General features: G+C 56.4%; 18 protein-coding genes and 1 pseudogene. 14 read left to right on the top strand and 5 right to left on the bottom strand.

The features are described 5' to 3' along the window. Nucleotides 1-360 precede the first annotated feature (360 nt). Nucleotides 361-1,530 (bottom strand): zinc-dependent alcohol dehydrogenase, encoded by a 1,170-nt coding sequence (locus ASG68_RS09230; protein WP_062609686.1) that lies wholly within the window; start codon nucleotides 1,528-1,530, stop codon nucleotides 361-363. A gap of 34 nt (nucleotides 1,531-1,564) precedes the next feature. Here ASG68_RS09230 and ASG68_RS32240 point away from each other — a divergent pair. The 5 genes from ASG68_RS32240 to ASG68_RS09210 all read left to right on the top strand — a co-directional run. After that, on the top strand, nucleotides 1,565-1,774 hold a 210-nt coding region (locus ASG68_RS32240), incomplete at its 5' end, for a hypothetical protein (protein ID WP_244484163.1). A gap of 468 nt (nucleotides 1,775-2,242) precedes the next feature. After that, nucleotides 2,243-2,446, top strand: coding sequence for a hypothetical protein (locus ASG68_RS09225; RefSeq protein WP_062579400.1), 204 nt, complete (start codon nucleotides 2,243-2,245; stop codon nucleotides 2,444-2,446). Beyond that, the gene (locus tag ASG68_RS09220) at nucleotides 2,443-2,694 is read left to right on the top strand and encodes a hypothetical protein (RefSeq protein WP_113565418.1); all 252 of its coding nucleotides are present in this window, start codon (nucleotides 2,443-2,445) and stop codon (nucleotides 2,692-2,694) included. Before ASG68_RS09225 ends, ASG68_RS09220 begins: the two co-directional genes overlap by 4 nt. Nucleotides 2,695-2,941: 247 nt before the next feature. After that, a complete protein-coding gene (locus ASG68_RS09215; protein ID WP_062579404.1) occupies nucleotides 2,942-3,487 on the top strand; it encodes a YidB family protein in 546 nt (181 codons plus the stop codon). 392 nt (nucleotides 3,488-3,879) lie between these two features. Continuing rightward, entirely contained in the window at nucleotides 3,880-4,437 is a 558-nt protein-coding gene (locus ASG68_RS09210) for a ferritin-like domain-containing protein (protein WP_082477892.1), read from the top strand. A gap of 263 nt (nucleotides 4,438-4,700) precedes the next feature. Here the strand turns inward: ASG68_RS09210 and ASG68_RS31270 are convergent, their stop codons facing one another. Further along, nucleotides 4,701-4,982 carry a hypothetical protein gene (locus ASG68_RS31270; RefSeq protein WP_113565419.1) on the bottom strand — a complete coding sequence of 94 codons (282 nt, stop codon included), beginning with the start codon at nucleotides 4,980-4,982 and terminating at the stop codon, nucleotides 4,701-4,703. Further along, nucleotides 4,979-5,755: an SDR family oxidoreductase gene (locus ASG68_RS09205; RefSeq protein ID WP_062579406.1), complete on the bottom strand. Its 777-nt coding sequence runs from the start codon at nucleotides 5,753-5,755 to the stop codon at nucleotides 4,979-4,981. Before ASG68_RS09205 ends, ASG68_RS31270 begins: the two co-directional genes overlap by 4 nt. 191 nt (nucleotides 5,756-5,946) lie before the next feature. On the opposite strand from ASG68_RS09205, the gene ASG68_RS09200 reads away from it, so the two are divergent. Continuing rightward, nucleotides 5,947-6,297, top strand: coding sequence for a hypothetical protein (locus tag ASG68_RS09200; protein WP_062579408.1), 351 nt, complete (start codon nucleotides 5,947-5,949; stop codon nucleotides 6,295-6,297). Nucleotides 6,298-6,318: 21 nt separating this feature from the next. Here ASG68_RS09200 and ASG68_RS09195 read toward each other — a convergent pair whose 3' ends face one another. Next, nucleotides 6,319-6,978, bottom strand: coding sequence for a DUF6766 family protein (locus ASG68_RS09195; RefSeq protein WP_062579410.1), 660 nt, complete (start codon nucleotides 6,976-6,978; stop codon nucleotides 6,319-6,321). A 1,189-nt stretch (nucleotides 6,979-8,167) separates the two neighbouring features. On the opposite strand from ASG68_RS09195, the gene ASG68_RS09190 reads away from it, so the two are divergent. The 8 genes and pseudogenes from ASG68_RS09190 to ASG68_RS09150 form a co-directional block, all read left to right on the top strand. Beyond that, nucleotides 8,168-8,665, top strand: coding sequence for a ferritin-like domain-containing protein (locus tag ASG68_RS09190; RefSeq protein ID WP_062601772.1), 498 nt, complete (start codon nucleotides 8,168-8,170; stop codon nucleotides 8,663-8,665). 82 nt (nucleotides 8,666-8,747) lie between these two features. After that, the gene (gene catE, locus ASG68_RS09185) at nucleotides 8,748-10,937 is read left to right on the top strand and encodes a catalase C (RefSeq protein WP_413813998.1); all 2,190 of its coding nucleotides are present in this window, start codon (nucleotides 8,748-8,750) and stop codon (nucleotides 10,935-10,937) included. A 1,330-nt stretch (nucleotides 10,938-12,267) separates the two neighbouring features. Then, the gene (locus ASG68_RS09180; RefSeq protein ID WP_062579415.1) at nucleotides 12,268-12,495 is read left to right on the top strand and encodes a DUF6894 family protein; all 228 of its coding nucleotides are present in this window, start codon (nucleotides 12,268-12,270) and stop codon (nucleotides 12,493-12,495) included. Between the two features lie 72 nt (nucleotides 12,496-12,567). Then, nucleotides 12,568-12,936: a response regulator gene (locus ASG68_RS09175; RefSeq protein ID WP_062579417.1), complete on the top strand. Its 369-nt coding sequence runs from the start codon at nucleotides 12,568-12,570 to the stop codon at nucleotides 12,934-12,936. A 1,510-nt stretch (nucleotides 12,937-14,446) separates the two neighbouring features. Continuing rightward, a complete protein-coding gene (locus tag ASG68_RS09165) occupies nucleotides 14,447-14,827 on the top strand; it encodes a hypothetical protein (protein WP_062609531.1) in 381 nt (126 codons plus the stop codon). 574 nt (nucleotides 14,828-15,401) lie between these two features. Further along, complete coding sequence (locus ASG68_RS32030) at nucleotides 15,402-15,551, top strand: hypothetical protein (protein ID WP_156373613.1); 150 nt, start codon at nucleotides 15,402-15,404, stop codon at nucleotides 15,549-15,551. Nucleotides 15,552-15,848: 297 nt separating this feature from the next. Beyond that, on the top strand, nucleotides 15,849-16,226 hold the full coding sequence (locus ASG68_RS09155; RefSeq protein ID WP_156384847.1) for a hypothetical protein: 378 nt from the start codon (nucleotides 15,849-15,851) through the stop codon (nucleotides 16,224-16,226). Between the two features lie 84 nt (nucleotides 16,227-16,310). Continuing rightward, nucleotides 16,311-16,550, top strand: a pseudogene (locus ASG68_RS09150) (PHB depolymerase family esterase); the annotation flags it as partial. 79 nt (nucleotides 16,551-16,629) lie between these two features. On the opposite strand, the gene ASG68_RS09145 reads toward ASG68_RS09150, so the two are convergent. Further along, nucleotides 16,630-17,520, bottom strand: coding sequence for a DUF72 domain-containing protein (locus ASG68_RS09145; RefSeq protein WP_062609528.1), 891 nt, complete (start codon nucleotides 17,518-17,520; stop codon nucleotides 16,630-16,632). Between the last annotated feature and the right edge of the window lie 54 nt (nucleotides 17,521-17,574).

The raw sequence follows: 17,574 nt of genomic DNA, 5'->3' as shown, positions 1-17,574 counted from the left end.
TTATGCAGCCAAACGCTCTGAGTTGGCTCGCACTCATGGCCTCGCACATCTGCGATAGAATGTGTAATCGCCGGCCATTGTCACCCGAGTTTGCGAGGACGACACGTTCCAAGAGTGTCGCTGATCTATTTTGGCGGATCCCAAAACTGTTTCGTCGCTGTGACGCAATGTTCGATTGTACTGCCGAAAGTACTGTCCGCTCTTGGTTCTGGATCATAAGTCGCCCGCGAGCGGAATGCTCGCGAGCATGGCCTGCATCCGCTATGGCCTGAGCACGACCTTGATCACGCCATCCTCCTTATCCCGGAATTTCTTGTACATTTCAGGTGCATCCTCCAGCGAAGCGGGATGCGTTACCANCTATGGCCTGAGCACGACCTTGATCACGCCATCCTCCTTATCCCGGAATTTCTTGTACATTTCAGGTGCATCCTCCAGCGAAGCGGGATGCGTTACCACAAAGCTGGGATCAATCTCTCCCGCTTCGATTTTCTCTAGCAGAGGTTTTGTATATTTCTGCACATGGGTCTGTCCCATCTTCAGGGTAAGCCCCTTGTTCATTGCAGCGCCAATTGGAATTTTATCGCCCATTCCCACGTAAACGCCGGGAATAGATATTGTGCCGCCTTTACGGCAGCTCATAATGGCTTCCCGCAGCACATGGACCCGATCGGTGGCGAGATACAGCGCTGCCTTGGCCTTATCGAGTAAAGCGTCAGTGGAGCCGTGACCTGATGCCTCGCATCCGACCGCGTCGATGCAACTGTCAGGGCCCCGGTTGGCGGTGCGGGACATGAGTTCATCGTAGACGTCAGTCTCGGAAAAGTTGATCGTTTCCGCTCCTCCCGCCTCCGCCATGGCAAGGCGTTCAGGCACCTCATCGATCGCGATGACGCGCCCTGCGCCCATCATGAGTGCCGAGCGAATCGCAAATTGACCGACCGGCCCACATCCCCAGATGGCCACCGTGTCTCCAGGTTGAATCTGCGCATTCTCGGCGGCCATGTAACCTGTGGGAAAAATATCCGATAGGAAAAGCGCCTGCTCATCAGAGACACTGTCCGGCACCTTGATCGGCCCGACATCGGCCATAGGGACGCGGAGGTATTCTGCCTGACCTCCGCTGTATCCTCCCAGCATATGACTGAACCCGAACAGTCCAGCTGGGGAGTGGCCCATCGCCTTGCGTGCAATCTCGGCATTCGGGTTCGTAGTATCGCAGCAGGAATACATTCCCTGTTTGCAGAACCAGCAATCACCGCAACTTATCGTAAAAGGGACAACGACACGGTCGCCKATCTTCARGTTGGTGACGTCCGAACCCAGCTCGATGACTTCCCCCATGTTCTCGTGACCGAGGATATCGCCACTYTCCATCGTTGGCTGATAGCCGTCCAGAAGATGCAAGTCCGAACCGCATATCGCGCAACAGCTTATTTTGATGATCGCATCTCGAGAATGTTGGATTTTCGGATCAGGGACAGTATCCACGCGAACGTCACCCTTTCCGTGCCAGCAAAGTGCGCGCATATCGAAACCTCCGTTGATGATGTCGCCCAACTGNGATTTTCGGATCAGGGACAGTATCCACGCGAACGTCACCCTTTCCGTGCCAGCAAAGTGCGCGCATATCGAAACCTCCGTTGATGATGTCGCCCAACTGAACGAAGCTGTGGTTGTTCCCACAACTGACACCGATTGTTGCTTTGCGTTCATGGCACGCCAATTACTTGGGGCTGGTATCTCCGAACGCGCCGGGATGGAACGTCAATGATTCACCAAGGCCGTGCATCAAGGCCGTGCATCCACTGCCTCATCAAAAGCGAAACGCTTTAAAGAGGCCGGGTGGCTCGGTAAGCCGGTTATGCGATGGTTTTCGGAATAACTTCCATAATCAGGGCACCTTGAAGAGAGGGTGCTTCGCCTCATCCTGAATCTCGATTGAGGAGATCCATCGGGTTTTGCGGGAGCTGATCAGGTGCCATATCGCAGTGGGCAAGACGTGCCTGGTTTATCGCATCCTCTTGAGTTTCAGACAAAAGGGGAGGCGCGCTGGTGACGGCTTCATCACCTGATCTGAAATGAAATATCGGGATGGGTTTCTCCAATATGGATCAACCGAACCGCTTGTAACAAGTTCAGCAGTCGTGGAGAGCAATCGCTCAACGCTTCCTGGATTTATGCGAAGGCGAAGGAACCATCTGTCCCGCCTCAAGTTGATCTCCATCAACGGAGAAAAACCATGGAACACAACACCCCAAAGCCAGGCCCCGCAGGCACGACAGATCAGTCTCCCCGCTGGGAAGGTCCCGAAGAAACACGTCCTGCAGGCTACCTTCCGGCTGTCGACGACCCGAAAACCGACCGTGACGCCGTCGGTGAAAACCTGAACGATCCTGACCGCTCGAAAGTCACGGATGCAGGCAAAACCAAAGGAGACGCATGATGGCACCAGATGCAGATACCGAACGGGCAAGCCGCCTCTCCACCATCCACGCGGATGCGCAAGGCCAGTACTCGAAGGGCCTGGACCACAGCGACAACAACGGCGTTGCCAGCGCCAAGCCGCGCGTCATAACGGGCTCCGATGATGCCACCTCGCATAAAGCTCCACCGGGTAAAAAGGAGCGGGGAAAGGACTGGGACATCAACTCTGATGAGCGTCAGATGAAGGATGTCGAGTTTCGCGGCTGACACGGAGCGTTTTAGACTGAGTTCCTTCGCCTGGATCAGGCGTAGGGACGACCTGGACCCACCGTGAAATTTTTCCGACCTGCTGGAACGAAGTGCCCACCGTGCAACTGTTGTTACCGGTGACCTTGGCCGTGCAGGTGTTTGCACTCATCGACAGCGGCCGACTGACCAGGCGGTCACGGCATCTTCCGGTGATCAATCAACACGCCGAAAGCCTTAGCGCCTTCGGCAAATAGGAGGAGATGAAATGGCGAGTAGCGCGTTGAAAGCTTTGCTTGGGGTCCTGGCGGTAGCCGGATTCCAGAACAGGGACAGAATCGCCGATTTGCTACGAGGGCTTCAACAGCCTCAAGGCGACGGAAGCACGGGCCAGCAGACTGGTGGTCTCGGCGGACTTCTCGGAGGGCTGGCAGGCGGCGGCGCGGGAGGGCTTGGTGGTCTTCTCGGCGGCGCATCCGCTGGCAGTATTCTTGGAGGCGGCCTCGGCGACCTTCTCAAGCAGTTCCAGCAGAATGGCCACGGCGAAACCGCCAAATCGTGGGTCGAAACAGGGCCGAATGCCGAAATCGACGATAGACAGTTGTCGGAGGTATTGGGTCCCGAGGTGCTCGACGACCTTTCGGCGCGAACGGGCCTTTCGCCTGAAGAAATCCTAAGCCGTCTCAGCCGCGATCTGCCAAAAGCGGTCGACGAGCTTACGCCGGATGGCCAGCTTCCATCCGACATTGACGACGATGAGCAGGCGCATGAAAGCAGGCGGTCTGTACCGTCGATTAAGCCGCAGATCGTCTAGGCGTAAACTTCCAAGGGCCGCTTATAGCGGCCCTATTCCGGCAGGAGCGAGAGCCCAGCTAAGCTCTATGGCAGACGCAGAAAAATGAACTCGAACTCATCTAGACCTAGGCTTTGCCCGCCTCGGCGACCCCCGGGTCATCCGTGCGTGTGAGAGGCATATTTCTCGAGAAGCGCGCAAAGCTTATCAAGTGTTCAAGAAGCCATACCGACGAAACTTTCGCTAAAAATCTCAGTGCTTCCCGTTTCCTTTCACGAGCTTCGAAAGTCTTTCCGAGATCCTGCGGAGGTTGATCTGAACGGCTATGGCCGTTCGGACGACCGGAACATTTCTAGCCGTATTGAGTTCGTTGGCACTATTTCGCACAAGAATGCTAACACCGAGGACCGGCCATGGTGAAACTTCTCGAAGACCTTTTCCTTGATACTCTCAAAGGCGTCTATTTTGCCGAACAGAAAATCGCCGCCACGCTGCCAGAGCTGGAGGCGGTTGCGTCGCACTCCCAACTTAAATCCGCTCTACGCAAACATCTCGACGAGACGAAAACTCATGTCACGCGTCTGGAAGCCATCTTCAACGTCATTGGAGCGAAACCCGAGACGAAGACATGCGATGCTATCCTGGGTATCACCGATGAGGCCGCTGACATCATCGCGGAATATGAAGGCTGCCCTTCACTCGATGCCGGTCTTCTGGCTGCGGCGCAGGCGGTCGAACACTACGAAATGTCGCGCTATGGCACCCTTCGGACCTGGGCTTTGGAACTCGGTTATGAAGAGGCCGCCGAGATCTTGCAAACTACCCTGAACGAGGAAGAGGCCGCTGATCTTGCTCTGACGACCATTGCTATTTCCGTGGTCAATCGAAATGCCGAAGGTGGCGATCAATCCACGGAAGACAGCGATCAGACAAAATCGTCCGACCTTGCTGCTGTGGGTTCGTTCAGCTGAAAGCATGAGGGTCTTTGCTACCTCGCGCGTCCCTCGACATGGAACGTTCACGTAAAGCACCCTTTGAGGCCTAGGAAACACGCAGGACGAGAGAGCGGCTACCCACATTGATAAACGCGGAGATCGCGTCTCGCAAGCTGACGGCAACAGGGTTGTTGTTGAAGCATCCCCCGAGAGCCGCCAAGGCTTCCTCGGCTGGCCGCCCCTTCCAGCCGTGATCAAGCCACAAGTGCTTGGCGGGATCGACTAACAACGACGGACCATCAAGTGCTTCGCGTCGAAATCGATGCCGGATCCCCGACGAGCTTGCCGTCCGGCAGCATAAATCCGTACACCATACCGTATTCAGCGTTGCTTTCGACACGGTGCCAACCGTCGTCCGTTTTCATCATCGCGAGATCGGTGCCATCAAGCACGAGACCAATTTCGTCTTCGGCGCGCGCCCAGAGTTGGAAGCGAGACCTTCCATCGTCAAGTCGCCGATCCCCATTGCTGCTCTGCCGTCTTCGATAATTTATGTGGAAATGATGTGCTGTCGCATTCATCGCAGCAGCCCCTGTCCACCATCGACCCACAAAGGCGATCCGGTAATATGCCGCGCCGCGTCTGAAGCGAGGAACGCGACGACGCTTGCCACATCTTCGCTACGTCCCGGTGCTCCCCCCGTGATGGGGACCTGCCCTTCAGGCCAGATGACCGGGATCGCTGTTTCCTCTTCGCCTCGCAGTGCCGTGTTGGCATCGATATTCGTGTCAATTTCTCCTGGACAAACGGCGTTGATGCGGATGTGATGGCGTGCCAGTTCAAGTGCAAGCTGCTGGACCATGGCGACTTGGCCAGCCTTGGTTGCTGTGTAGGCTGTCGCCCCCGGGGTCGTGAAAGTCCTCGTTCCATTAATCGAGGAAACAACAATGATTGAGCCACCGCCTGATGCCTTCAGGTGAGGAACCGCGGCGCGGATTGTCAGGAACGTTCCTGTCAGATTGATCGATATCGTCTGGTCCCATTCCTCGAGTGTAAGATCGTCAATGGGAGCCCATACCCCGTTGATCCCGGCATTCGCCACGACAACATTGAGGCGGCCAAAACGCGCGATCAGATCATCAACCGCATTACGCATCTGATCTTCGTTGGAAATATCAGCTTCCAGCGCGATGGCATTGCGCCCCGATGCTTCGATCTGCCGAACAACATCTTCGAGCTCGCTTGTGGTACGCCCCAACGCTCCGATGGAGTAACCTTCTGCTGCAAGTGCCACTGCTGCGGCACGCCCTATACCCGAGCCCGCTCCAGTCACCAAAGCCACTTTTATCGCCATGACCACTCCCCTTTGTTGAACAGCCGGGTAACTAAGGGTCGGGTGGATGGTTCCGTCTTGTTCTGTTTGTAAGATGTAATGAGGGGAACCATGTCGGGACGGCTTGGTTACTCGCTCGCATCCAAAAACCCGATTATACGCTCGCATCCCGCTATGGGGGCCGCTCCGGCCATAACTCCTTGGAAGTACCTATGCCCTTTGACGACAATGCAAAAACAAATGCCCACGTTCTTTTCGACGACCAACGTCCTTCGCCGCATGGACTTGACGAAGATTCCGTCACGGGTTTCGTCAGCGCGATGTGCTTTCGCCCGATGGAAGATGGCGAGATGGTCGTGCGTCTCACAGGAGAGGACGGCGAGATCATTGATCTGCGCACAAATCCTGTCTGCGCGGGCAGACTTGCCATTGCCCTCCTTGATCTCATCAATCAAAACGGCTGGTTCGACGTAGACCTTCGTGTCAGCGACCGCGCATCCGAAGTCGCAAGGATTTCGCCGATCAGACGAAACCAGTTTGCGTGCTCTCCCGCGAATGACTGAGTAATCCGAGCACGGCGGGGGTTATCCGCCGGTTTCACTGTGGGGTGCTGCAACCGCCTTCGACTCTGGTGACCCCTTGAACCGAAGAAAGATCGAGAGAACAACGATCACGGCGGTTGAAAGAAACTCGCTCTGCCAGTTTTGAAACGATTCGAACCAGAACTGGGCACTAGCCAAGTGATCGAGAATTGTGATTGTCGGTTGCCCGTGCATCGTCGCCTCGGCATTCTGGGCCTCAGCGCTGTATTTCAGATGCAGGCCGAAAGAAATTAGGAACAGCAGTCCGAGCGCAATGCCCAAAGAATATGAGTAGAGGCTCCGCATCCATCCGCCGGCACGTACGGGCCACGGTGCTCCAGGATCGTCTGACTTTTTTGAGGGATCCTCGTCCTGCTCGGAAGGTTCGTCCGGATCCTTGGATTCTGCCGAGCCACGCTGGAAGAGGAAAGCTGTCAGCATCACATAGGCCGACATCTGCAGAAATTCCGACTCCCAATTCTCGAACAGAGATGAAAGGAAATGCCCGGAGATAGTGTATGTGGCCAAATTAATCGGCGCTGATCCGTGTTCGGTTAGCTCCTGATCCCACACAAGCCAGCCGGACACCAGCATACCTGCGATCGTCCCTACTGACAGGATAACGAGGACAATTGTCAGGCTGTTGTCACGCAGGGTTTTCATGATGATTCTTCGGTTTGCCCCAATTGCGATTGACATATCGCTCTGACTGAGGCGGGCAAGGGGTGGCTGCCAGTTTCATATCTCTTATTCGATCTTAGAGTTCGGCATGCGTCGGAGCGTCTCGCCGCTATCGAAGTGTGTGGTCGACGGCGCAGACGAATGCGTCGGTGTTGAAGAGCAGAACCTGAACGTTGAAGAAGCACCTGAGCCGCTTGAAGAAGCAGGTGAGCTTGTGCAAACCCATGCGCTCAATCTTGGTCCCGTGCAAAGTGAAGGGAGGCCTAGTTCAAAATGATGGCGGCATCGTTCCTACTTGGAGGACGGCTTCGTCGCGTTTGCAGGTAGACGGCTACGGCGGCTACCGCTCTTAGCGGCCACGAACAGTGTTTCGCTGACATTTTGCTGGTCACATGTTCGCCGTCGGTTTTTAAGTTGGCTGCGGCCGGTCACGCGCCCATTGCGAGCGTTCCAATCTCTACCATGAGCGCCTGTTTTGACAGCCAACCCGGACGCTCACTGCGTTTGTTCCCCTTCAATAGCCGTCGCTTCATCGGTTCAAGTTCGATCAGTTAAAGGTCGCGGTTCTGCGCGTAAGGAGCATTCATGCTGACCTGAGTTTGATCGACAACGGCTATTCGTAAGTAAGCGACAAATAGGACCAGCGACGGTGAAACTTCTTGAAGACCTTGTGCTCGACACTCAAAGCCGGCTATTCCGCCGGACAGAGAATCGCCGCCACGCTGCCGGTATTGAAAGCGGATGCGTCGCACTCACACCTCATGTCCGCCCTACGCAAGCATTTCCCCACGGGCAACTTCGCAACTCTAAGGAATTCCCTTAGAAGGTCCGTCGATCACCGACGATCGGCCGGTCGCCATCGGAACAAACCGCGCGTTCCAGTGTTCAAGGGCTTGAGGAATGCGCCACATCGGCCCTGCAGGCGAACCTCGCCGAGCAGAGAGCAATGGCTTGATGACAACGTTGTTTCGGTCACGACCAGGTTCCTGTCGCTACGTGAAGCTGCGAAAAGGCAAAAATCTAGGACTGGCTCGCTCGCTCAATATAGTTTCCCGCAGGGATCGGTCGGATTTCCCGTGTAATGTTAAATGGCCGAGCATTCTTATTCAGGAACATTTGCGTGATCGATACGTTGAACGGCGTGGACAATTCCCGCCAAAGGAGAGCGTAAATGGTCGAGAAGACATTGGACGACCTGTTCCTTGACACGCTCAAGGACATCTATTTTGCCGAAAAGCAGATTCTGAAGGCACTGCCGAAAATGGCCCGCGCCGCCCAATCGGAAGAGGGTAAAGCCGGCTTTCTGCAGCATCGCGATGAAACACACGGCCAGATCGAGCGTCTTGAGCAGGTATTCGAACTTGTTGGCAAGGCCGCCCGGGGCAAGACCTGTGAAGCCATCCAGGGCATCATCGCCGAAGGCGAAGAGATCATGGAAGACTACAAGGGCTCCGCTGCCCTCGACGCGGGCCTGATTTCCTCGGCGCAGGCCGTCGAGCATTACGAGATCGCCCGTTATGGCACGCTGATCGCCTGGGCCAAGCAGCTTGGCCTCCAGGAGGCGATCCCTCTCCTTCAGGCCAACCTTGCAGAGGAAGAGGCGACCGACCAGAAGCTGACCAAGCTCGCTGATACCTCCGCAAATCCAAAGGGCAAAAAGGCTGCTTGATCATTCCGCCGTGTCCTGAAAGGGCCGTCCCATCCGGGCGGCCTTTTCTCTATGAAACATCAACAATCAAGAGGAACGACAGATGGTCAAGAAATCGACACCGTCGAAAATAGCGGCAACTTCGCCCAGGACGTCAGTGGCCAAGACTCCTAAGCAGTCTACGGCCAACACGGTCACGATCCATGACCAGCAGCTCCATCGCGGAGAAGGCGGCGAACTCCACCAGTTTGCTGAGGATGGGCATGATGTTTTAACGACCGCCCAGGGCGGTCCAGTGGCAGACGACCAGAACACGTTGCGTGTTGGCGCTCGCGGTCCACTCGTCATGGACGACTTCCATTACCGCGAGAAGATGTTCCACTTCGACCATGAACGTATCCCGGAGCGGGTGGTGCACGCGCGCGGCTATGGCGCACACGGCTTCTTCGAAACCTATGAATCGCTTGCGGCCTACACGCGGGCCGACCTGTTTCAACGCCCAGGCGAAAAGACACCGGCGTTTGTCCGGTTCTCCACCGTTGCCGGCAATAAGGGCTCTGCCGATCTGGCCCGTGACGTCCGTGGTTTCGCCGTCAAGCTTTACACGCAAGAAGGCAACTGGGACCTGGTCGGTAATAACATTCCGGTGTTCTTCATTCAGGACGCCATCAAGTTTCCCGATGTCGTCCATGCCGCGAAGCAGGAACCGGACCGCGCCTTCCCACAGGCGCAGACCGCCCATGACAATTTCTGGGACTTCATCTCGCTGACGCCCGAAAGTATGCACATGGTCATGTGGATCATGTCGGACCGCACCATTCCGCGCTCCTTCCGCTTCATGGAGGGGTTTGGCGTGCACACTTTCAGGTTCGTCAATGCCAAGGATGAGTCCACATTCGTCAAGTTTCACTGGAAACCGAAGCTCGGTCTGCAATCGGTCGCCTGGAACGAGGCGGTCAAGATCAACGGCGCCGATCCTGATTTCCATCGCCGCGATCTTTGGCAGTCGATCCAGTCCGGCAATTTTCCGGAATGGGAACTGTGCGTTCAGCTGTTCGACCAGGAATTTGCCGACAACTTCGACTTTGACATCCTGGATCCGACGAAGATCATACCGGAGGAAATTTTACCGGTTCAGCCGATCGGCCGTCTGGTGCTCGACCGGATGCCGGACAACTTCTTTGCCGAAACCGAGCAGGTCGCGTTCATGACCCAGAACGTGCCGCCGGGTATCGACTTCAGCAACGATCCCCTGCTGCAGGGGCGCAATTTCTCCTATCTCGACACCCAGCTGAAGCGCCTCGGTGGGCCGAACTTCACGCATCTTCCCATCAACGCGCCCAAGTGTCCGTTCCATAATTTCCAGCAGGACGGCCACATGGCCATGCGCAACCCGGTGGGCCGAACGAACTATCAGCCGAACTCGCGCAACGAAGGACCGCGTGAGTCGCCGGTGAAAGGCTACCGGCATTTCCCTTCGGAAGAACAGGGGCAGAAGGTGCGGCTTCGTCCGGAAAGCTTCGCCGATCATTATAGCCAGGCTCGACAGTTCTATATCAGCCAGACCCCGCCCGAGCAGCGCCACATCGCCATGGCGCTGACCTTTGAGCTCAGCAAGGTGGAGGCGCCGGTTATCCGGGAACGCATGGTGTCACATCTGATGAACATCGATGAGACACTGGCAACGACCGTTGCGCAGAAGCTGGGCTTCCAGTCCATGCCGAAGCCGGCCGATGCGGCAATGCCGACGCGCCAGGACCTGGAGCCCTCGCCGGCACTCAGCATCGTCGAACGGGGGCCTAAGCGTTTCGAAGGACGCAAACTTGGCATTCTGATCACTGATGGTGTCGATGCCAAGCTTCTGAAAGGCCTGACCGCGGCAATCACTAAAGAGAAAGCCGTGTTTGAGCTGATCGCTCCAAAGGTCGGTGGCGTGACGGCATCCGATGGCTCGTGGATCGAGGCGCATCACATGATCGACGGCGGGCCATCGGTTCTCTTCGATGCCGTGGCCATTCTCACATCGATAGCTGCGATTGACGATCTCGTCAAAGAGGCGACGGCCCGGGACTTCGTCGCCGACGCTTTCCAGCACTGCAAGTTCATCGGTTATGATCAATCGGCCCTGCCGCTGCTCGAAAAAGCCGGGATTGCCGGCGATCTCGACGAGGGCGTTCTCGCACTACCTGGAGAGGGCGGCATGTCCGCCTTCGTTTCGGAGCTCGGCAAGCTGCGTGTTTGGGGCCGCGAGCCGTCGGTGAAGCTTGGCAAGGCGTCTCCGCCGATCAAGTAGCTGCTTGGGGCGCGGATTTCCGCGCCCCAATTCATTTGAAACTGTTGGGTCGGCAGCTCGCCACATTAGCATACGGGGATGGGCACGGCGTGCCACGACCATTCGGCTACCGGCGACTTCGTTGAATAGCCCGCGGCCCTCAGCGGCAAGGGAAGAACACCAGCGGCGGCGGACACTTAGGTGGAACGCATCTCGGTCAATCACCCGATGCCAAGACCGACTCTTAGGTCAAGAAAAAAGGCACGAAAGCTGGTCCCAACGACGGTAAGAAATAGCCTATAGGAGTTACCATGCCAGATCACCGGAAAGATAACAAAGTAGACGTTACAGCGCTACCCGGGAAACCGGAGCAGAGAGCAGATCCCAAACTGGAGCCTCCTGCGAGGGAATCATCCGAGCAGAACTCCAAAGACATCAACGACCCTAGCTTACGACCTATAGGTTCTTCTGATGAGAAAGGAAAACCCTCGCTTGATTAAGGGATTGATGTCCAAGCCGACAGGCGCCTCCGCGAAAAGCAATGCGACAAACTTGGGAGAGTTCACACTCGAACGCGATTTACATGCCTGACCTTCGTTGTGAACCGTCTTTTGAACGCAGAACTGCGCCCATTCGCAGCCTAGCTCGTTTGAGCGCATCGTTGGCGGCGCTTTCTTCTCCGGGCCAACGCTTCAGCGTTTCTATAAGCACCGCTGTCTATGCCCAACCGGAGTTGGTCGCAGAGATTGAGTTTCGCGCATGGACTTGGTGAGGGCAAGTTGCGGCACGCATCATTCAAGGGAGTACGAGAAGCTGCGGACACCTTAGCCATCAATGAAATGAAAGCCCGGTGATGAGCCGGGCTTTTTCTCTGCTCCCGCTGCGAGTCATCGCGGAGCGCGAAGCTAGACGACGACAAGGGTTGAGTTAATGTCGTCGTGCCGCGCGTCGCGGAGGATGCATGCGCATAAGTGGCGTTTACTCTGTTTGTTGCCAAAACTCGCGTATTTTTGTAAATGCGCCGCGGGGCGATAGTAATGTACGCGCGGACAATCAGAGTTCCTGGACAGAGAGACGTCGCAAGGGCGACGCCATGGCCGGCCTTGGATGAATATATGCGGCTTCTAGTCTTGTCGGGTTACGCGCCAGGGCAATTCATGTCAGTCGAAAAGCATTGCGACCACGGCTCATTTACCTACAGAGATGGCAAATACGTCCGATGGATGTCACGTGGCGCAAAGTAACGAGATAGCTGCTGGTCAAACACGCTGCGTGTTCGACGCAATGTCTCCGCCCTACGGAACTTGACGCGGCCGGATCGGTTTGATCCTCGCAAACGAGGAAAACATTCATGCCACACTTCTATTTTCACCTGGCGACTAACGGCGTCGTCGAACGCGACGCTGAGGGTATCGCTTTTGACACGCTCGAAGCGGCGAAACTCGACGCTGAAAGCAGCCTGTTCGAGATGGCCTCGGAAGCACTCGCTCGCGGGAAAAAGCCCGACGTACGGTCAATCGACATTACCGACAGCGCTGGTACGATCCTGGCAAAAGTCGTGCTCGACCAAGCAGGCTAAGTGGCGGCCAACGATCAGTCGCGCCGTATCTGAGGGAAGTCTACTTTAAATTACTTATTGACGCTCGCCCCAATGGGCGTGCGCTTTACCATCGGTGTCACGAAGTGTAACTCGGCTGTGATCGCTGGGGAGTTGACTGCTCTCGCCCAACTATGGCGGAGCCGTCATGACCCTGCACAATTCTTTATTCGGAGAGCAAATACCGTCCTCATCGTCGAGGATGAACCTCTGATCGCGCTTGATATCGAGCAGACCTTGACGGATGCGGGTCATGTCTGTGAGATCCACACATCGAACGGCGACGCACTGCGATGGCTGGAACACTATACGCCCGCTTCGGCCATTTTGGATATCGCCCTCAAGCGGCTCAAGCGAACAGATCGTGCGCTCGCTTGTCTGCAGAAACATTCCATTCTTGATCTGTTCGGGCTCACGCAATGACGACGTGCCCGATGTCTTCAGGCATGCCACGTGGTTGACGAAACCATTCGAGCCATCGCGCCTTCTCGACACGGTGACAGATGTGATCGCGCAACGCGCATTTCAGGATGAAATGGAGCAACGGGCATGACGGAGGGCGAAATCAAAAAGCGCCACCGTCGTGGCGCCTCACCCCGCGGCGAATTTGAAGCAGCAAAGAGCTTCGCAACCGCAAGGAAGATGCTCGGATCGCGGCTGATAAGCGCAAGATGGAAGTGTTGCGAATGGCGCGGTTGAAACAACAGGCCGAGCAAAAGCCTAGCCATCACCGCTGATCTTGGCCCCGCTGGTCGTGTTGCGGCTTTAGCTCTCCGCCGTAGTGCACCAATCTTGGGTATGTTCAGGGACAGCGATCGAACGAATACCGAACGTTACAGGCTTACCCGGCAGAGTCACCAAACGCTGTCGAGCCCACTGGCCTTGACACTTTCCGGCATGAGAACATAATAAGAACCCGCCATCATGGCGGCCGAGAACATCCATAGTCTATCCACAGGATACGCAACGTGCCCCTCCGCGCGAGCGCAGAGACTATTGGCGAGCTCCGGGAGGCCATCGAGACGATCGATGGCACTACCCGGCGGCCGCGCAAAGCGCTTGCGTTCGGCGTTCCTAAGATAGATCAGAGATTGCCGGCAGCGGGCTTGCCTATGGCGCAATCCATGAAATCGGCGGCGGGCGGGGATGACGGGGTTAAAGGTGCCGTCTCGGCCCTGTTCGCCGCCGGTATCGCGGCCATGACAAAGGGTTCGGACTTTTGGTGCCTGTCGAGAACAGACATCATTGCGCCCAGCCTGTCGCAGGTCGGGTTGAAACCCGATCGCCGGATTTTCGTCGAGTGTAAGGACGAAATGGCAATCGCGGAGTCATGTGATGAGGCGTTGCGCCTCGGTGGTTTGGGAGTTGTGATCGCCGAACTGGGCGGCTGCCGATGGATATGTCGCGCCGCTTCCAATTGGCGGCGGAGAAATCAGGAACTTTGGCTTGATCGTTCGCCGCTGGCGACGGCAGTCCGAAGTGACAGACGACAGCAATCCGATAGCAAGCCGCGACCAGATGGAGAGTTAGCGCCCTGCCCACTGAACCTTTATCGGTCGCGGGAGTTGGTTGGGCACGCTCGATGCTCGAGCCGATGCGACAGCGAGCCGGCGAGAGCTTCGATATCGAGGTCAACGCCTGTGATGAGAAAGGATCACCGACGAACTCACGCCCGCGCCGCCAGCTGACCACGATCGGACTTGCATTCATCCCAATTGTGATGAGTAGAACTGCTTTGGCTTGGAGCGAGTCCACGCCGGATCGGCTACTGGTGCAAAGCGCACTTGCCCGATGATTATTGGGCTCCGACGCCCGGCCCCATTGAACAAGCCAACAGCGCGGCTCAGGTGGCGCCGCATTCACGGAGCCAGTGAAACACGCTTAGCGGAACTTTTCTAGACTCATCCGGTTGTGGCGGGAACGGAGTACCGCCATGCTAGTTAAAGACGTTGCAAAATCGCTTGTCGCCGAGGTAACCGGCCCCGGTTTAACACCTGCAGACGTAATCCCCCCGGACGAGGATCTTTCAGGGCAGTCGGCCGGGGTCATCAACAATGACGGGTCAGCGCCGGAGAACCGTGATCGACTCAATGTGCTGAAGGAAACAGTTGACGGCTCCATACAGTCCATTTTAGAGCGGGTGAGTCTGCAAGGTTGGCGCCCAACCGACGCAATCGACGCGATGGAGCAGGCCTTATCCACGCTCCGCGTCATGCACAGCCATGATGACCACGTAACTGCAGTCGATGTCATGGATGAGAAGAGCCCGAAAGACACGAATGAGGGGCACGCCTTCATCCATGGTCGAGACTGATTCTTATGGGAAGCTATCGGTGGACGATCCGAGCGCATGGCAGAAAAGACATCGGCAGAGTCAGCCTGATCGGTGATCTTTGAGACCCTCAGCTTCGTGGACCTCCCGGGAACGGCACCAATTGTTTTAGCCAGCGGCGAGATCGACTTTCCGGAACATGGATTCACGTTCACAATGAGGGCTGTGACGACGAGTGGTCGCTTGAGTAGACAAAGGTTGATATTGAACCGGCGATCGATCACTGATCAGCGCTTCCTGGACAGAGTAAGCTTCGGCCTGCGGCTCGGTGACGTGGTTGATCCGTGGCGCGGGGTCGGGCAGAAGCAGCGAGGGCTCCTGCCGCTAATCATAAAACAGGAGCCCTAGCCTGCCCGGAGCGTTCGAATTTCGCAGGCGGATTCTAGTCTCACGTAATTCGCACTCACGTCAATGTAACGCTCATACTAGCGCCGCAGGCAAAATGCTTGCCGAGGGGTAAAAACGCAACTAAAAATTGACGATGAGCCCAGATAAGAATCTATCCGATACGACCAAATTTCATGCCGACCGCGCTGCCGGCGGCAGGCTTTAAACAATGACGCTGGAAGAGTTCGCCAACGCGCTGCATAATGAATTTCCGGATTGGACAGTTGAAGAAATAGCAGCCCAGTTGACTGCAGCTTGGAGAAGCCGCTCGCTTTACTTCGTGAGACCGGGGCAGGACATCAAGACATGCTATAAATGAACGCCTTACGGATGATGTTTCGGCGGCGGGTTTTCGCACCAGGGATTTTCCCACCCCTCTTAAGTTTGGAATGATGGTGGTTCTGAAAGAGCCGAGAGGTGTGCAGTGATCTGCTTGGAGGCGGGAATCTTCCTCACGCAACGGTTCCGTTCCACGAGAATAGCACGGGCGATTATGATTGCGGCATGATCTTCAAAATATTCCTCGGGAACAAATTCTACGAGCGCTCCCGCAATTTTCGTCTGAGACCCGGACATTTCCTAGCGCCCGTTGTTAGCGGTCCTTTCCGAGGCTAACATGGAATCTGGTGAACTTGATAAACCCACAGACGTCGAATGGCTAAACCCGGTTTACGTCAAAATTGCCGATCGACCGCGCGAGAGGATAAGCGGGCCTGCTCAAGCCGTTCCAGACAGGCCATTGAGGAAAGCGAGAAACGTCGTGACGGAAACCGGAGCATCGAAGATCGAAGGCGAGATCACCTCGTTGAAGGACCGTGTCGTTCGAGCCTCGAGCGACAAGGATCGGTCTCTGTTCAGCCGTGAGCTACGATACTGGGAGGCGCGAAGAAAAAGCATGGAAATCGTGCCGACCCCGAATGACATAGATCAGGTGCAGTTTGAAACAGCAGTCGTTGTTGAACGTGGCGGCACCCGCAGGAACTCACCATCGTAGGGGGGACGAGGCCGATCCAACTTCCGGCGCGATCGCCTGGACGGCGCGACTGGCGCGCGCGATTGATGGAGGGAAGGTCGGCGAGCCAACCTGTGTTTCAACTGGTTTGAGCCGGGCGACATACGGCGGGATGCGGGCGAGGCTTTTTCAATCCGTGAGATGATCGGCCACGTCGTTGAGTCTCACGGTATTAATCCTGATAAGATCTTCGTCACCGGACTGTCCGCCGGCGGCGCTATGGCGAACGTCATGCTGGCGACCTGTCGCGAATTGTTTGCAGGTGGTGCAATTATCGGAGGGCTTCCCCACGGAACGGCTGATACTCGGTTTCGCGACGGCCCGAAGCATGACAACGTACGCGAGGGTGAACGATTGTGAGGGAATTCGGAAGTAACTGCCGCGGTCATTCAGCCGGGCGAACCTCAAGCAGTTCTGCTAGCCGCTTGGCATTTTTGATCGAATGGCCATCGCGATCGTTGTTGAAATAGGCCCACACGGTCTTGGCGCCGCTTCGCCTGATGCGGTCGACCCATATCATGAGTTCATCGTCCGTGTAGTCATGGCGATACCACTGCGTCGTCCCATGGAACCGGACATAGATGTCATCGGCGGTCCGAACCAGTTCGTCGGGCAACCGCGGACCACTGCACGAACAGAAAATCGCCCCTGCCGCCTTGAAGGCGTCAAAGACCTCCTCATTCCACCAACTCTTGTGGCGGAATTCAACGACATTCCTGAGAGAACGATCGAGCTGTGACAGGATCGAATCCAGCATTGCACGCGTATAGCGCACGCTTGGCGGCAGCTGGAACAGAAAGCAGCCCATTTGCGGGCCGAGGAGGTCAGCGATATAGCCAAAATCCTTGACCAGGATCCTTGTGTCCTCAAACCGCTTGAGATGCGTAATGAGCTCGCAGACCTTGATGGTGTAGATAAAACCCGGCTCGGCTTGACGAATCCAAGTCTTTACGGCTCCGATCGTCGGCCAGGAATAAAATGGCGCATTGAGTTCGACCGTCCTGAAGTGGTCCTGGTAGATTGCAAAGTACTGGCCCGATGGAACATCGGCCGGATAGAATTTGCCCTTCCAATGCCAATAATACCAGCCGGAGCACCCGATGTGGAAGCCACCGGCGATCTGATCCTTTGCTTGATCAGCAGCCGGCTTGGAATTGGCGAGCCGTAACTGGTGCATTTTGGCGGCTCGATCGATATTCGCATCGCGTTGCTTCTGGCGACGCTCGGCGCGCCTAGCCCGCCGCGCCGCGACGTCTTGGGCTGTTCGCTCGGCCATTCTAACCGTCCCCCCGGCATGATGAACGGATCGCATGAGTCAGCGCGCGCATGG

Origin of the sequence: Rhizobium sp. Leaf453 (assembly GCF_001425605.1) — a bacterium.
In the GTDB taxonomy this organism is placed as follows: Bacteria; Pseudomonadota; Alphaproteobacteria; order Rhizobiales; family Rhizobiaceae; genus Pararhizobium.
The sequence above is the reverse complement of the archived record's forward strand: the minus strand, read 5'-3'. Positions and strand labels throughout refer to the sequence as shown.

Coding starts and splice junctions, on each gene's coding strand:
- ASG68_RS09225 (WP_062579400.1), top strand. CDS start 2,243: ATGGAACACAACACCCCAAAGCCAGGCCCCGCAGGCACGACAGATCAG.
- ASG68_RS09220 (WP_113565418.1), top strand. CDS start 2,443: ATGATGGCACCAGATGCAGATACCGAACGGGCAAGCCGCCTCTCCACC.
- ASG68_RS09215 (WP_062579404.1), top strand. CDS start 2,942: ATGGCGAGTAGCGCGTTGAAAGCTTTGCTTGGGGTCCTGGCGGTAGCC.
- ASG68_RS09210 (WP_082477892.1), top strand. CDS start 3,880: ATGGTGAAACTTCTCGAAGACCTTTTCCTTGATACTCTCAAAGGCGTC.
- ASG68_RS31270 (WP_113565419.1), bottom strand. CDS start 4,982: ATGAATGCGACAGCACATCATTTCCACATAAATTATCGAAGACGGCAG.
- ASG68_RS09205 (WP_062579406.1), bottom strand. CDS start 5,755: ATGGCGATAAAAGTGGCTTTGGTGACTGGAGCGGGCTCGGGTATAGGG.
- ASG68_RS09200 (WP_062579408.1), top strand. CDS start 5,947: ATGCCCTTTGACGACAATGCAAAAACAAATGCCCACGTTCTTTTCGAC.
- ASG68_RS09195 (WP_062579410.1), bottom strand. CDS start 6,978: ATGAAAACCCTGCGTGACAACAGCCTGACAATTGTCCTCGTTATCCTG.
- ASG68_RS09190 (WP_062601772.1), top strand. CDS start 8,168: ATGGTCGAGAAGACATTGGACGACCTGTTCCTTGACACGCTCAAGGAC.
- catE (WP_413813998.1), top strand. CDS start 8,748: ATGGTCAAGAAATCGACACCGTCGAAAATAGCGGCAACTTCGCCCAGG.
- ASG68_RS09180 (WP_062579415.1), top strand. CDS start 12,268: ATGCCACACTTCTATTTTCACCTGGCGACTAACGGCGTCGTCGAACGC.
- ASG68_RS09175 (WP_062579417.1), top strand. CDS start 12,568: ATGGGCGTGCGCTTTACCATCGGTGTCACGAAGTGTAACTCGGCTGTG.
- ASG68_RS09165 (WP_062609531.1), top strand. CDS start 14,447: ATGCTAGTTAAAGACGTTGCAAAATCGCTTGTCGCCGAGGTAACCGGC.
- ASG68_RS32030 (WP_156373613.1), top strand. CDS start 15,402: ATGACGCTGGAAGAGTTCGCCAACGCGCTGCATAATGAATTTCCGGAT.
- ASG68_RS09155 (WP_156384847.1), top strand. CDS start 15,849: ATGGAATCTGGTGAACTTGATAAACCCACAGACGTCGAATGGCTAAAC.
- ASG68_RS09145 (WP_062609528.1), bottom strand. CDS start 17,520: ATGGCCGAGCGAACAGCCCAAGACGTCGCGGCGCGGCGGGCTAGGCGC.